Below are 14,073 nucleotides of genomic sequence, written 5' to 3'. Positions count from 1 at the left end.
ACAGTATGATTTATATTGGTGTTCATGGTGCAAAATTCTGAAAGTTTCTACAATAGTACCAAGAAACTATGTTAAGAAATTGTAAACAGTTGGTAGGGTTGAGCAAATTAATGACTAAACTCCCAGAACTTTAATTTACCCGCGCAGGTAAATCAAAGTTCAGAAAATTCAGTCAATTTTTCAGACAAAACTCATTATTTTATCAAATAATTCTCGCTGATTAAAAGGCTTGGTGATATATTCGTTCATGCCGATTTCAATACATTTATCTTTTTCACCTACCAGAGAGTGGGCAGTCATAGCCATAATCGGTGTAGTATCTTTTAATTCCTGACGGATTGTTGTAGTTGCCTGATAACCATCCATTTCAGGCATTTGTAAGTCCATCAGAATTATGTCGTATTTATTATCTCTTACTTTCTCAACGGCGATTCTCCCGTTTTGGGCCAGATCGCTTGTAAAACCAAATTTCTCAAGCACTCTCAGGGCTAATTTCTGATTCAGTATATTATCTTCTACCAACAATACGTGTACTTTTTTATCGCTGACAAGTAATGCACTATTGCCGCTTTTATTTTTATCTGATTCGTCTTTTACCTTTTTGTATATCAGTTTAAAAGCAAAAATAGAGCCTTGGTCGGGCACACTTTCCACCCATAGCTCTCCGTTCTGTAATTCTACCAACGACTTTGAGATGCTTAATCCGAGGCCGGTGCCCCCGTATTTGCGGGTAGTGTCTGAGTTGGCTTGAGTGAAGCGGTCGAAGATCATATCTAATTTTTCTTGCGGAATCCCGATACCTGTATCTATCACCTTAAAAGAAATTGTGGTCTCAGCTACGGTATTGCTGAGTTGCTCAACTACCATCTTAACTGAACCCGAAGTAGTAAATTTGACAGCATTATTGGCGAGGTTAAGTAATATCTGGTTAAGTCTTGTAGGGTCACCAAGGAGTATTTCTGGTATATTTTCATCGACACTGCAATCTAATTCCAAACCTTTTTCGTGGGCTTTGTTTTTCAGAATATTTCTTACTGTTCTGACAATTTCTTTAACACTGAACGGTACCTCTTCAATTACTATATGTCCTGATTCTATTTTAGAAATATCCAGAATATCATTGATGATACCTAAAAGATTCTCGGTTGAGGTAATGATATACGAGAGGTATTCTGTTTGCTCTTCGTTGAGATAAGTATCTTTCAACAGATTGGCAAAACCTACAATAGCATTCATTGGCGTGCGTATCTCATGGCTCATATTAGCTAAAAACACATCTTTGGCGTGGGCATTCTGCTCTGCCTGTACTTTGGCCTTGATCAACTCTTTTTCTATCATTATATGCTCGGTCATGTCTACGGCATTTCCGATTACGTATTTTTCGCCGTCAATCAGCTCTGAAAGAATATTATTGTACATCCACGTTCTGAAAGATCCGTCTCTATGCTGAACCTTCATCAAACCTTTAAACTGCCCGTGTTCCTTTATCTGATTCAAATAGAGTTTCACGACATCGGCATACTCTGCCGGAACCAGGTCAAATAAAGTTTTTTGAAGATACTCTTCTGCCGAATACCCAAGCAATTGTGCTCCTGCGGGGTTTACCGTCAGGAATTTCCCTTTTAGATCGTGGGTGCACATTAAGCCTTGCGAATGTTCAAAGAAACCTCTGTGGCGTTCTTCGCTGAGCATAATCTTACGCTCCCATATTTTTTTGGCTGTAATATCTTTGGCTATTCCTACAAAACCTATAATCTCTTTTTCGTTGTTTGTAAGAGGGGTGATGGATAATTCAACGGTAATTCTATTACCATCTTTAGTTATGAAAGTCCATTCATTCGTATCTGTTTTACCCAGGCGTGCTTTGGCAATCAAAGATTCATCTACGGCTCTCAGTTGAATACCTAATTCCTTGGTTACTTTTTGTGCATACGCTTCCACTTCATCAGGGTCATGAAAGAAATAAGGTTTTTTAATACCAATCATTTCTTTGGCGGTATAGCCTAACATCAGTTCTGCACCTTTATTATAGGTAGTGATATACCCGAACTCATTGGTTGTAATTATCAGAATCCCCGAATCGGCATCTAAAATTGCTTTTAGTTCAGTATTAACTTTATCTAACTCTATTCTAACGAGTTTCTCTTTATCAATATCCTGTAAAGTTCCATACAGAATAGATGGCTTACCCTTGCTAAGTTCGGCTTTACCAACAGCTCTAATCCATTTTTTATTGCCCCTGGCAGTAACAACCTGAAACTCTGTATCAAAAGAGGAGCTATTCTCAATAGCCTTTCTGATCATTGCTTCAATTACCTCTTTGTTGTCATTATTAAACAGGATATTATTTTCAACAGTTGGCACGTAATCAGGGTCTACTTCATAAATCTCTTTGGTAATATCCGAGAATGAAATTTCTTGGGTGTCGAGATTTACCTTCCAGGCACCTATTTTTGCTACCTGGTTGGTAGACTCCAACATATTCTTGGTTTCTACCAATTCCTTTTCAATACGGTTCTGCTCTGTAATATCCCGGCCTACACCATAGGCATTTCCGGTATCAGGATGTGTTGTAACTACCCATTGCAGTAGTTTGTAATCCCCATCGACCGTTCTGAATCTATTATTGAAGTTTATGGTTTTCGTATGGTTGTACAGATTGGTAATTTGTTGTTCTGTAATCCCTTTGTCCTCATTGTGTATAAATTCAATAACAGGCCTTTCTGCCAGTTGGTCGTTCGTCCAGCCAAGGGTTTGCTCAAATGCCGGATTAATCTTTTTAAAGTGGCCATCTCCGGCTATACATATTAAATCTTTTGAAAGATTGAAAAGCGTTTCGTATTCTTTTAGTTCTTCCTTTTCTTTGCGTGCGATAATTTGCGAAACCACCTCCTGAGCTATAATCATAAGAGCTTCTTCCTGCTCTCTGGTCAATTTCCGTGGCTTATTATCCATCACACACATAGACCCTAAAGCATAGCCATCGGGGTCAATAAGTGGGTATCCTGCATAAAAACGTATATTTGGATTGCCTTTTACTAATGGATTATTTTTGAAGCGTTCGTCTTGTGTGGCATCTTCTACAGCAAAGATAGTTGTATCCATTATTGTGTATTGGCAGAATGATATACTTCTATCGGTTTCTTTATCTTCTATACCAATATTAGATTTAAACCATTGCCTTTCTTCATCAACCAGACTAATGACAGACATCGGAACACCACAAATAATAGAAGCTAATCTGGTAAGACGGTCGAACTCTTCTTCATCTATAGAATCAAGTAAATTATAGTTTTGCAGGGCTTGTAGTCTTTCCTTTTCGTTGACCGGAACAGGTAATAAATCTGTCATGTTGTTGGTTAAATAATTCCTTGTAAAACTTAAACCCTAATCGATAAAGTTCATTCTAATTTTATTCGGGCCAGAATAAAATTAGCTCTTTACCTGTAATTGCATTTACGGTGATAACAAAGCAGTAGATGTTATCCTTGGTCGGATTTCAGCAAAAGATATTTTTTTCAATGCAATGGTTGTAATAGCGATTTTACAAACCATTTGTTTTTGGCCCGATAAATTACAATTTTTGTATTATAATTGATGTTTAGCTTTCAAAAATCGTACCACCAAAGGCTTTTTATTGTGTTAAATCTGTTACCATGTAATTAGCTTTGCCTTTTTTATTGAACGGATACATAACACAGTTTTTTATTATTTTATTTCCTGATTTTAGATGAAGATAACGATTGGCATTACAGACTGCGGCGAAAAACACCCGATTTATGAAAGATGGATACTATGCCAAAATAAAGATATTGAGATAATTAAACTTGGTTACCGGGCTGATAATCTGAAAGAAATCGGCAGATGTAATGGGGTTTTGCTGACAGGAGGAGAAGATGTGCATCCGAGGTTTTATCATAAACCAGAAAACCTTGCTCTGTGTAATCCGGACTTTATGGATGAGCGAAGAGATGAATTTGAATGGAAAGTATGTGAATATGTTTTTGAACATAAAGTTCCTCTTCTGGGTATTTGCAGGGGCTTGCAGTTTGCCAATGTATTTTTAGGAGGTACACTAATAGCTGATATACCAAGCATTGGAAAAAATAATCATTCGAAGTACTATGAAGGTAAAGATCGTTATCACCAGATAGAGGTCTTTCCGCACTCTACCCTCGCCAGCATTACAGGTACAACTACGGGCGAAATCAATTCAGCACATCACCAGTCGGTAGATGAGCCAGCTGAAACTCTGGTAATTAATTCTTTATCTGAAGACGGGATTGTAGAAGGATTGGAGTGGAAAACCCCGAATAATCATTCGCTTACGTTAGTGCAATGGCATCCTGAGAGGATAGAAAACTTTCAGAATCCTTATAATAACCGAATAAGAGAAGTGTTTATTCAGGCAGCGGAGAAATATGGCCTTCAACTCTGATTTAGTTGATTAAATGATTTTGTTGAACTACAACTTTCTGTGTTTTTTATCAACTAAAAGTAATTAATCACAATTATAATCAGTAAAATCATTGAATTAGTTAAATCAAAGTTCAGACAAAAGTCACTAATTCACTCAATAAAAATCATGCTTTACGATACAATCATCATAGGAGGAGGGCATAATGGTCTGGTAGCGGCTTGCTATCTGGCTAAGGCAGGCAAAAAAGTATTGATTTTAGAAAAAAACGATTATATAGGCGGAGGTACTACCTCGCAAAAAGTTTTTCCAGAATACGAGGCTTACCTCTCGCGGTATTCATATTTAGTGAGTCTTTTCCCGAAGGAAATCTCTGATGAATTAGACCTTGACATCAATCTGTTGCGCAGAAGTGTTGCTTCATATACTCCTTATGTGCAGAATGGTGAACATAAAGGGTTAATTATCAGTAATATTGATGAGGCAATTTCTAAACAATCGGTTTTAGCCTTAGGCTATGGAGAAGCAGAGTGGGAGGGCTATCAGACAATTCTGAAAAAACAGCAGCAATTTGCCGGATTAATCTGGGATTCGTTTCTCTCTCCTTTGAAAAGTAAAGAAGAGTGGAAGGCTTATTTTGAGCAGCAAGGATACGGCGAACTCTGGCAAAGTTTTGTGGAGGAACCCATTGGTAAATTCATAGAAAGCCATGTGCAGTCCGATATTCTGCGTGGGGTTTTGATGACCGATGCCAAGATAGGCTCATATACCCATGCCTATGACTTAAGTTTATTACAGAATAAGACTTTTATTTATCATATTATAGGCAATAAGACAGGGGAGTGGCGCGTACCGCAGGGAGGCATGGGAAACGTAGTGGCACAATTAATTGAAAAAGCTATGAATTTAGGTGTGGTACTAAAAACCCAGGCTGAAGTAAAACATATCGATAGGGAGGATGGATTAAAAGTGATTTATAGTTATGATGAAAGAGAATATAGCATAAATGCTAAAGACGTATTACTCAACGCTGCTCCTCAGGTATTAGAAAAATTGTTAGGGCACATACCACTACCAGGCAAACCAACCGAAGAGGGAACAGCATTTAAGATTAATCTTCTCTTAAAAAGACTCCCACAATTAAAAGATACAAAGGTGCAGCCGGAACAGGCATTTGCGGGTACTTTCCATATCAACCAGTCTTTTGAACAAATGGAGCAGACATTTGATGCGGTTATCTCCGGTAAAATACCTGATACTATTGCCTGCGAAATATATTGTCATACCCTGACCGACCCGTCAATTCTCTCAGAAGAACTACAAGCTCAGGGGTACCATACCTTAACAGTATTTGGCTTGGATTTACCTTATGAATTGTTCATAAAAGACAATGAAGCCGCCAAGAAAGAAGTGGTAGTAAAATTTCTGAAAGGTATCAACACGTATTTAGCAGAACCTTTAGAAGATTGTCTGGCTACCGACCATGAAGGCAACTGGTGCCTGGAAGCCAAAAGCTCTGTTGATCTGGAAAAAGAATTAGGTATGCCAAGAGGCAATATCTTCCATAATGGCTTATCATGGTTTTATGCCGAAGCTGCCGAAGCTGTTGGTAAATGGGGTGTAGAAACCCCCTACGATCATATTTATATATGTGGCTCAGGCGCAGCCAGAGGCGGTGCCGTAAGCGGAATACCCGGCAGAAATGCTGTGAAGGTGGTTCTGGACGTATAGAATCAATAACCACAAACCGTTCAATTCTGATACACTTATGGTTTCCAGCCCGGCCCCTTTACAAATCTTCCTGATTTCATACCGGTGTGTTCACCATCTTTTAACACCTGTTGTCCATTTACGAATACGTGTACCATACCCTCTGACAATTGATGAGGTTTTTCAAAAGTGGCATTATCTTTCATTCCGGCTAAATCAAACGCTAAAATATCGGCATAATACCCCACCTTCAGGCGACCTCTTTTCTGAATTTTCAGGTTGTCGCAAGGCAACGAAGATAGTTTCCTGATAGCTTCCTGTAACGTAATCACTTTTTCGTCGCGTACATATTTCCCTATCAAACGTGTAAAACTCCCGTAAGCTCTCGGATGCGCACTCGATTTAAGAAATACTCCTTCTGGTGCCATCGATGCCGCATCAGAACAGAAGCTCATATATGGCAGTTGAATCTGTTTTTTAACATTTTCTTCGCTCATCAGAAAGTACACCACATCAACTCTTGAGTCATCATCAATCACTAAATCCATGGCTGTTTCATACCAGGTTTTATGGCGTATGGCGGCTACTTCTGCCAGTGTCTTGCCAATATATTTTTTCAGAGAATCCTGCTTGAAACCAATCAACAGGGTTTTGTCAGCACCAGCAGCCAGGCAGAGGTTTTCCCAGTCGTTTTGTTTGGCCTGCATTTCTTCTCCTACTCTTCTTTTAATGATTACCTCTTTTAATCTTCTGCGCCACTGGGGTAAGCCCCCTTCCTGTACCCATGGAGGCATAGCTGCATCTAAGCCTGTGGCCCCGGCAATATAGTTGTACATATCTGCTGTAATATTGATACCTGCTTTGCGGGCACTGTCAATCTTGTTAATTACTTTGTCTAATTTATACCAGTTATCTTTTCCGGCGGCTTTCAGATGGTATATTTCCGAATGAATACTGGCCTCTTTTCCAATTCTGATAATCTCATCTACAGCTTGTTCAAGTTTATTGCCCTCGCTTCTGATATGAGAAATATACATTCCGCCATATTCAGAAGCTACTTTCGCTAACTCGGTCAGTTCATAAGTGCTGGCATAAGTACCCGGCACATAAATGAGCGATGAACCTACACCCATAGCTCCTTCTTCCATCGCTTTTCTCACCTGCTGTCTCATTCGTTCCAGTTCTTCAGGCTTTGGAGGTCGGTTAGCATAACCTAACTCATTGGCTCTTACAGTGGCCGCTCCAACAAAGGAGGCTACGTTGGTCGAAACACCTCGTTTTTCTAAATAGTTGAGGTATTCTCCTAAGGTGGTCCATTCAATTTTATATTTAATATCCCCTTGCAGACGCTGGGCGTATGCTTTCACAGAATCACTTAATGGCCCCATCGAGTCACCTTCACCCATTACTTCTAATGTAACCCCTTGTTTGATTTCTCCTAACGAACGCCCGTCCTGAATCAGACTCTCAGTACTCCAGCTTAACATATTCACAAAGCCCGGAGAAATCATCAACCCATTGGCGTCAATGGTTTGTTTGGTACCTGACTGACCAGATAAATCACCGATAAAAGCAATAGTATCTGCTATAATGGCTATATCAGCTTTTTGGGGTTCACTACCATTGCCGTCATATACCATTCCGTTTTTTATGATAATATCGTAAGTAGATTTTTCTTCGCAGGAACTAATAAGGAAGAGCATGAATAACCATACTATGAGTCTGAGGTGTTGCATTCGTTTAGGGGTTAATGTAGTAAGTGAGTTAGTCAATGGAGTATTTTGATACTATCTCTCATTTTTACTCAAAAGAACCTTGCTGATATTCAGTGCAACAAATTACGATTTTTAGTTATATGATTATCGTGAAAGCACAATAAAAAAATCTATGCCTGAATATTCGACATAGATTAACATTTTTTTACAAACTGTATAAATTTTATTTCTTATCCTCCCGCGTAAAAATCTTACTGACAACCTTCCATTCCCCATTAATTTTAAGCAGATTGAAATAATCAGTAAGTTTAGTATTTGGCATATCTAATTCTAATTTGGCCTGAGCGGCTGTGCCAGTAATATCAATATTCAGGATTTTAGTAGTACGGTCAATTTTTTTTCCTGCATTGGCTTTGCCATTTTCGAGGTATCGGGCAATGGGTACGTCTCTGAACTCCCCGGTTTTTACATCAACAAATTTCATAAAGGCACTTGGGTGAAAAACCTGTGCCATTTTAGCTGTATCTCCGTAAGTACCGCCATCAAGGTAGTTTTGTACAGTTTCTTTTACCAGTTCAAGGTCCGATTTTTGTGCCAGAGCCACCGAGAATTGTGCTAAAAGACAAAAAACAATGAGTGAGAGTTTTTGCATGATTGATTAGATTTAGAATGATTAGTTACGTTTTTCTTTGTCGTCAGTCCAGACCCGATACGAGTTGAAAGCCACAATTTCCATAAAGTCATTGCGCTTCTTCTCATTGAGATAGACCGGGCCAGCGGGGCGGAATTTTTTCAGAATAGGCCGGAAGTTTTCTTCACTTTTACGATAAGAAAGGCTGTCTGAATACTCAGTAATCAACACAATATGATTGCTGACACTATCGGCTTTGTTTACGAGCATTTTATATGAACTAATAATGCCCTGCTTTTTGGCCTCTTCGCGAAAGACTTTCCAGTTATTCTCAAAAAAATAAATCGCTTCATTCCAGAGTCTTTTTTTGACCCTGACAATATCCATGATTACATAAGCGTCTTTCTGCGCATGAGCCTGCTGACAGGCCAGAAAACCTATTAGCCATAGAAGAATAAGCTTTTTCATAATTATATTTTTGAGGCAATATTAGAGCAAAAGGCTCACCAACGAAACATTATTAGACCACCTTGCCTCGTTTTTCGACCGCTTGTTCGTAGAGGAAAGCATCGAAAAAAAGCAGGAATCCATCGAAATAATTAGGGATAATTGCCTGAAAAAGGGAAATTTGGGTATGAATAGAACCCGAATCAATTTCAGGCTTATACAGGTAGTGCTATGGTTTATTGTTTATACCATGCTGGTCTTGTATTTTACCCAAAAAAACAGATGGGAGATTGGATTCGTAACCGCCAATATTTTTGTAGTTTTCTTTTTAGCAGCTGTTTATGGGAATGCTAATTACCTGATTATCAGATTTTTTCATAAAAATAAATACTGGGAATATGGGTTGTATTCAGTTGTTTTTTTATTACTGACGGTTTTCCTGAGAATGCTTATCGAAGACCAGCTGCTAAACAGAATATTTATCAGGCATACGTTTTATGGATGGAATTACACTCATTTTTCTTTTCTGTTAATCACCCAGTTCCTTGCCTTTCTGTTCGGATTCCTCCTGAGAATTTCTATTGATTATGTAGATTTACTACACACACAGGAGATTCTGAGAAACAAGCAACTGACCTCTGAACTAAATCTGCTGAAAGCACAGGTACAGCCTCATTTTTTGTTCAATACCCTCAATAATATCTATTCACTGAGCGTCTCCCACTCCCCAAAAACCTCCGAAATGATAGCCAAGCTCTCGGATATGATGCGGTATTTTGTAGATGAAGCAACCAAGGAGAAGGTATTATTGGAGTCCGAAATCCAGTTTCTGGAGAACTATATTGAATTAGAGCAAATCAGAATGGTGAACCCCTTGAAAATGACTATCACCAATACCATTGCAGACCAACATTTTTTAATCCCACCCATGTTATTGATACCTTTTGTGGAGAATATTTTTAAACATGGGGTAAACAAAACCCTGAAAGACAACGAAGCTGAAATATCATTGAGCATAGCTGCCGGGGTTCTGCATTATACCGTCAGGAACAAAACTTTTACACAAAAAGCAGGCACTTGGAGAAGTTTAGCTAATTTGCAGAAACGACTGGCTTTGCTATACCCGGATTGCTTTGGTTTTGAGGTTTACTGCAAAGACGGTTATTTTGATGCATCTTTATCTTTTCCTGTGGTATGAAATTCAGTTGTCTGATTGTAGATGATGAACCGTTAGCGGTTGCTTTGATGGAAAACCACGTCAGGCAAGTTCCCTTTCTAATATTGGCAGGCAAGTGTTTCAATGCCATGGAGGCCATTGCGTTTTTAGAAAAAAACGAAGTGGATTTGATTTTCTTAGATATAGAAATGCCTTACCTGACAGGTATGCAGTTAAAGAGTTTTCTGCCAGAAAAGCAGAAAGTGATATTCACCACAGCCTACTCTGAATTTGCGATTGAAAGCTATGAGAAAAATGCTTTTGATTACCTGCTAAAACCCATCACTTTTGAGCGGTTTCTGAAATCGGTGAAGCGTTTACAAGGTAGCGAGTCTGTTAAACCAGTAATGTCAAACTCTACCGATGCCCATATTTTTGTAAAATCGGGTAGAGAAATTATAAAATTAGAATACGATGATATTCTGTTTATCGAAGGGCTGAAAGACTATGTTTCTTTAGTAACAGAAACCGACAAGGTAATTACTTATAAACTGATGCGTGAGTTAGAAGAAAGTCTGCCCGCTAATTTTGCAAGAGTGCATCTTTCCTATATCATCAATTGTAATAAAATCAGGAAAATAAGTGATAATCAAGTGATTATTCAGGAAAAGAGTATTCCGATTTCAGAAAAATATAGAGAGCGTTTTTTGCAGAAGGTTAGTGACAGAATGTTATGAACCTTTCCTCTGATACGTCAGAATAGAAATATCATAAGGCGTATTTTCTCCGGCTTTAAATTCCATGTGGTCTGTTATATCAAATGCACTTTCATCAAAAGTGGGGAAGAAAGTATCTGCATCGAAAACCTGATGCACTATGGTCAGATATATCCTGTCTGCTATCGGAATAGCCAGCTTAAATATTTCTTCGCCCCCTAATACAAACACTTCTTGCTGATCGGTACATTTTTCTAAAGCTTCTTCTAAACTTCTTACTACTTCAAAGCCTTGATCTACAGCATAATCGTGCTGACGTGTAATGACATAATTGCCGGCTTCAGACCATAGCCTGTGTGGACTATCATAGCTTTTTCGACCCATAATCATTTTTTTACCTTGTGTTACTTTTTTCAGATTATCCCAATCAGCAGGAATCGAGGGCCAGGGTAACGCATTATTAAGCCCAATGGCTCGGTTTTCACTCATCGCAGCAATTAAAGAAATAATGGGCATGGGTATCAGGTAGTTTAGAGAATAACTTATGTTAATATACAATTTTATTTGATAATACTTAATTGAATTGACACAAAGTAATCAAAAGATACAATGTTACACAATTATTCATTTAACCTATTGCAGAAGATTGAACCAACTTTGTGTACATTGTGGCAAAATTTATACTAAAAACCTAAACCCCGCTACCTCTTTGACAAGTGCCATTTTCATACTTGCTATAGCTGTTTTACTAAGAATTTTCTCCAATCCATTTGCCAATGTTTTTCAGAAAAAACTTACTTTTAGAGGGCTTTCTCCCTTATTTGTAAATTTCCTGACATATTTCATTCTGGGCTTGATTTGTCTGGCTTTTATCTTTCAGGTAGACTGGCAGCCTATCTCGGCCGATTTCTGGATTTACTCAGTCATGATGGGTCTATTGGGAGCTTTAGGTAATCTCTTTCTGGTAAAAGCCTTGCAGACAGGCGACCTCTCGGTCTTAGGACCCATCAATGCCTATAAAGCTGTTGTCAGTATGATGATTGGCCTTTTTCTATTGCAGGAGATTCCGACAATCTGGGGTTTGATAGGAGTAGGCTTAATAATTGCCGGAAGTTATTTTGTGCTGAATACCACAAAGGAAGGTTTTACATGGCAACTTCTCAGACGTAAGGAAATACAGTATAGAATATGGGCGATGATTCTGACAGCCACTGAAGCTGTGATCGGAAAGAAAGTGATTTTAGCTTCCTCTTATGTGCATTCGTTTTTTACCTGGTGTTGGTTCGGGACTATTTTTTCTCTTTTCCTGTTTTTATGGAGAAGAGAAAACCTGTCAGGTAGTTTACGAAAGATTGAAGTAAAAACCTTCGGAATATTTTCGGGGCTTGTTGTATGTATCGGAATCACGCAATTTTCAACAACGTTTATATTCCAGCAAATGCCTGTGGGTTATGCCTTATCGCTGTTTCAGTTGTCGGTTTTGGTGAATATTTTTTTAGGATACCGGATTTTTCAGGAGCAGGATATGTATAAAAAACTAATTGGCGGAGTAATTATGATAATTGGTTCGGTGTTGATTATCCTGTTTTAAATGGTTAATCTGTAGGGGTATATTTTAGCCTATAGGGGTTCAAATTCCGAACCCCGGCTCATAATGCCGAAGTGAGCCAAGGCAGTACCCGATCGCAAATTCAGGAGTTTTATCAGCCTTTCACATAAGCCAGTTTTTCGGCTACCTTTCCATTTCTGACTTTGAAAATATCTACCCCTCTCAAATGCCAGGGTTTCCCGTCTTTTGTCTTGCGGTAGATCCACCTGACAACACAACGGTCGCCAGTAGCAAACACTTCTTCAGCTTCAAAAAGGGCATCAGGATTGTTAGTAAAGAATTTTGTCCAGTATGCCCTGACGGCCTCTGCACCCACAATACGTGTGCCATCTGGCGAAGGTGCTGTGTTCTCAAAAATACAATCGTCTGTCATGGCATTCATTACTGCCTCAACATCGTGACGATTGAAGGCTTCATTGAATTTTTCTACTGTGGCAAGTGTAGTTTTGGCTTGTGTATCTGTCTCGTTTGTCATATCTGTTTGGGTTTGGTTCTTTTGAAGGCTGGTTCTGCAGGATGTCAAAATGAATAATGCCCCGATAAGAAGTGTCAGAATTTTGTTCATTTGATTTAGAAATTTTGAGTTAATGAAATAAAAGGTAGTACAAAATGGGGCTATACTCCAATTATGGGTATCTAAAAAAAAGTATCACCGACTATGGCGGAAAATTAATACATAGAATTACGGTGAACAATACCCTCTTGAGGGGAGATTGGCAAAAAGAATAATACGGACGCCATTAACTGCCATCTCATGGCGTCCGGTGCTTTGTTAAACCTTACAAGGCAATAAGCGAATCGTAGTATTTAAAAACCTCAATCAATCCATTTTCAGTTTTCAGGTTGATATTTTTGGTTCTGACAAACTGTTCTAACAGAGGGCGCTTTCCCTTCGGAAAAATCTGAAGGGCTTTTTTGCCCAATGGCACAACACGTAGCATATCTTCCTGAATAGTAAAATATTTCTGGTATTTTGTGAACTCACCATCATAGGCAAATTCTCCACCTTGGGCCTCATATCCGGTTTTATCAACCTGTCGGGTGCTTAAAACGCAGTTATATCCCTTAAGCAGAATGTTTTCACGTCGCATATGGAGAGTCTCAAGAAAAATATTCTCATATTTTCTGAACGTATGGCCTTCAATCGTAAATTCTTCCGGCCTTACTACCACTGCATCTGTTTCAGCATTTTCTACCACATACACTACGCTTTTTTCGATATTGTATGCCATCAGAAAAGGGACTTCTTTCGCCCCTTCTGAGCTCATAGTTCCTTTATACCACCCGTTTTTGAAAAAGGGCGTGCCCTTAAACACCTTGGTAAATTCCTGCACGGTGTTATTCATTGAATTCTGTGTCTTGTAATGTGCAACAAGCGTAGTATCACCTCTGTTGTTAATAACAATTTTTGTTTCATTGTTATCAGCAATTTTTGCTTCTCTGATAAAATATTTGTAGTCTTTTGATGGATTATAGAGCTCCTGCCCTATAATGCATAGTGGCAATGCCACTAAAGCGGATAGAAGTACGAACGTTTTCATAGGTTGTAACGAATACGAATAAATATCTAAACAAAAATAACATTAAAAACTGTACTTTTCTTATACTATTTTTCAATATTATAAGAAATTTTACTTTATTATTCCGTTTTAACCTATGATGTCTTTACTCA

12 protein-coding genes are annotated in these 14,073 nt (G+C 38.6%); 5 read left to right on the top strand and 7 right to left on the bottom strand.

Features of this window, described 5'->3' with window-relative positions:
* Positions 1–180: 180 nt before the first annotated feature.
* Entirely contained in the window at positions 181–3,351 is a 3,171-nt protein-coding gene (locus H1R81_RS12105) for a PAS domain S-box protein (protein ID WP_181840988.1), read from the bottom strand.
* A gap of 379 nt (positions 3,352–3,730) precedes the next feature.
* Between H1R81_RS12105 and H1R81_RS12100 the strand changes: the two genes are divergently transcribed.
* Both H1R81_RS12100 and H1R81_RS12095 read left to right on the top strand, forming a co-directional pair.
* A complete protein-coding gene (locus H1R81_RS12100; RefSeq protein ID WP_181840987.1) occupies positions 3,731–4,438 on the top strand; it encodes a gamma-glutamyl-gamma-aminobutyrate hydrolase family protein in 708 nt (235 codons plus the stop codon).
* Between the two features lie 66 nt (positions 4,439–4,504).
* A complete protein-coding gene (locus H1R81_RS12095; protein WP_409013556.1) occupies positions 4,505–6,148 on the top strand; it encodes a phytoene desaturase family protein in 1,644 nt (547 codons plus the stop codon).
* Positions 6,149–6,183: 35 nt separating this feature from the next.
* Here the strand turns inward: H1R81_RS12095 and H1R81_RS12090 are convergent, their stop codons facing one another.
* From H1R81_RS12090 to H1R81_RS12080, 3 genes are all read right to left on the bottom strand, one after another.
* Positions 6,184–7,863 carry an amidohydrolase family protein gene (locus tag H1R81_RS12090; protein WP_181840985.1) on the bottom strand — a complete coding sequence of 560 codons (1,680 nt, stop codon included), beginning with the start codon at positions 7,861–7,863 and terminating at the stop codon, positions 6,184–6,186.
* 202 nt (positions 7,864–8,065) lie between these two features.
* Complete coding sequence (locus H1R81_RS12085; protein ID WP_181840984.1) at positions 8,066–8,494, bottom strand: nuclear transport factor 2 family protein; 429 nt, start codon at positions 8,492–8,494, stop codon at positions 8,066–8,068.
* A 21-nt stretch (positions 8,495–8,515) separates the two neighbouring features.
* Positions 8,516–8,941: a hypothetical protein gene (locus H1R81_RS12080; protein WP_181840983.1), complete on the bottom strand. Its 426-nt coding sequence runs from the start codon at positions 8,939–8,941 to the stop codon at positions 8,516–8,518.
* A 166-nt stretch (positions 8,942–9,107) separates the two neighbouring features.
* On the opposite strand from H1R81_RS12080, the gene H1R81_RS12075 reads away from it, so the two are divergent.
* Positions 9,108–10,118: a sensor histidine kinase gene (locus H1R81_RS12075; RefSeq protein ID WP_181840982.1), complete on the top strand. Its 1,011-nt coding sequence runs from the start codon at positions 9,108–9,110 to the stop codon at positions 10,116–10,118.
* Positions 10,115–10,813: a LytTR family DNA-binding domain-containing protein gene (locus tag H1R81_RS12070; RefSeq protein WP_181840981.1), complete on the top strand. Its 699-nt coding sequence runs from the start codon at positions 10,115–10,117 to the stop codon at positions 10,811–10,813. The genes H1R81_RS12075 and H1R81_RS12070 overlap by 4 nt, the downstream gene beginning before the upstream one ends.
* Here the strand turns inward: H1R81_RS12070 and H1R81_RS12065 are convergent.
* Complete coding sequence (locus H1R81_RS12065) at positions 10,808–11,308, bottom strand: dihydrofolate reductase (protein WP_181840980.1); 501 nt, start codon at positions 11,306–11,308, stop codon at positions 10,808–10,810. The two genes, H1R81_RS12070 and H1R81_RS12065, sit on opposite strands and share 6 nt — an antisense overlap.
* Before the next feature lie 130 nt (positions 11,309–11,438).
* Between H1R81_RS12065 and H1R81_RS12060 the strand changes: the two genes are divergently transcribed.
* A complete protein-coding gene (locus tag H1R81_RS12060) occupies positions 11,439–12,383 on the top strand; it encodes an EamA family transporter (protein WP_229251116.1) in 945 nt (314 codons plus the stop codon).
* 112 nt (positions 12,384–12,495) lie between these two features.
* Here H1R81_RS12060 and H1R81_RS12055 read toward each other — a convergent pair whose 3' ends face one another.
* Together H1R81_RS12055 and H1R81_RS12050 are read right to left on the bottom strand one after the other, a co-directional pair.
* Positions 12,496–12,876: a nuclear transport factor 2 family protein gene (locus tag H1R81_RS12055; protein WP_181840979.1), complete on the bottom strand. Its 381-nt coding sequence runs from the start codon at positions 12,874–12,876 to the stop codon at positions 12,496–12,498.
* Positions 12,877–13,180: 304 nt separating this feature from the next.
* Complete coding sequence (locus tag H1R81_RS12050; protein WP_181840978.1) at positions 13,181–13,942, bottom strand: hypothetical protein; 762 nt, start codon at positions 13,940–13,942, stop codon at positions 13,181–13,183.
* Between the last annotated feature and the right edge of the window lie 131 nt (positions 13,943–14,073).

Source organism: Emticicia sp. BO119, assembly GCF_013912375.1.
In the GTDB taxonomy this organism is placed as follows: Bacteria; Bacteroidota; Bacteroidia; order Cytophagales; family Spirosomataceae; genus Emticicia.
This window is presented reverse-complemented; position numbering and strand designations above follow the sequence as displayed.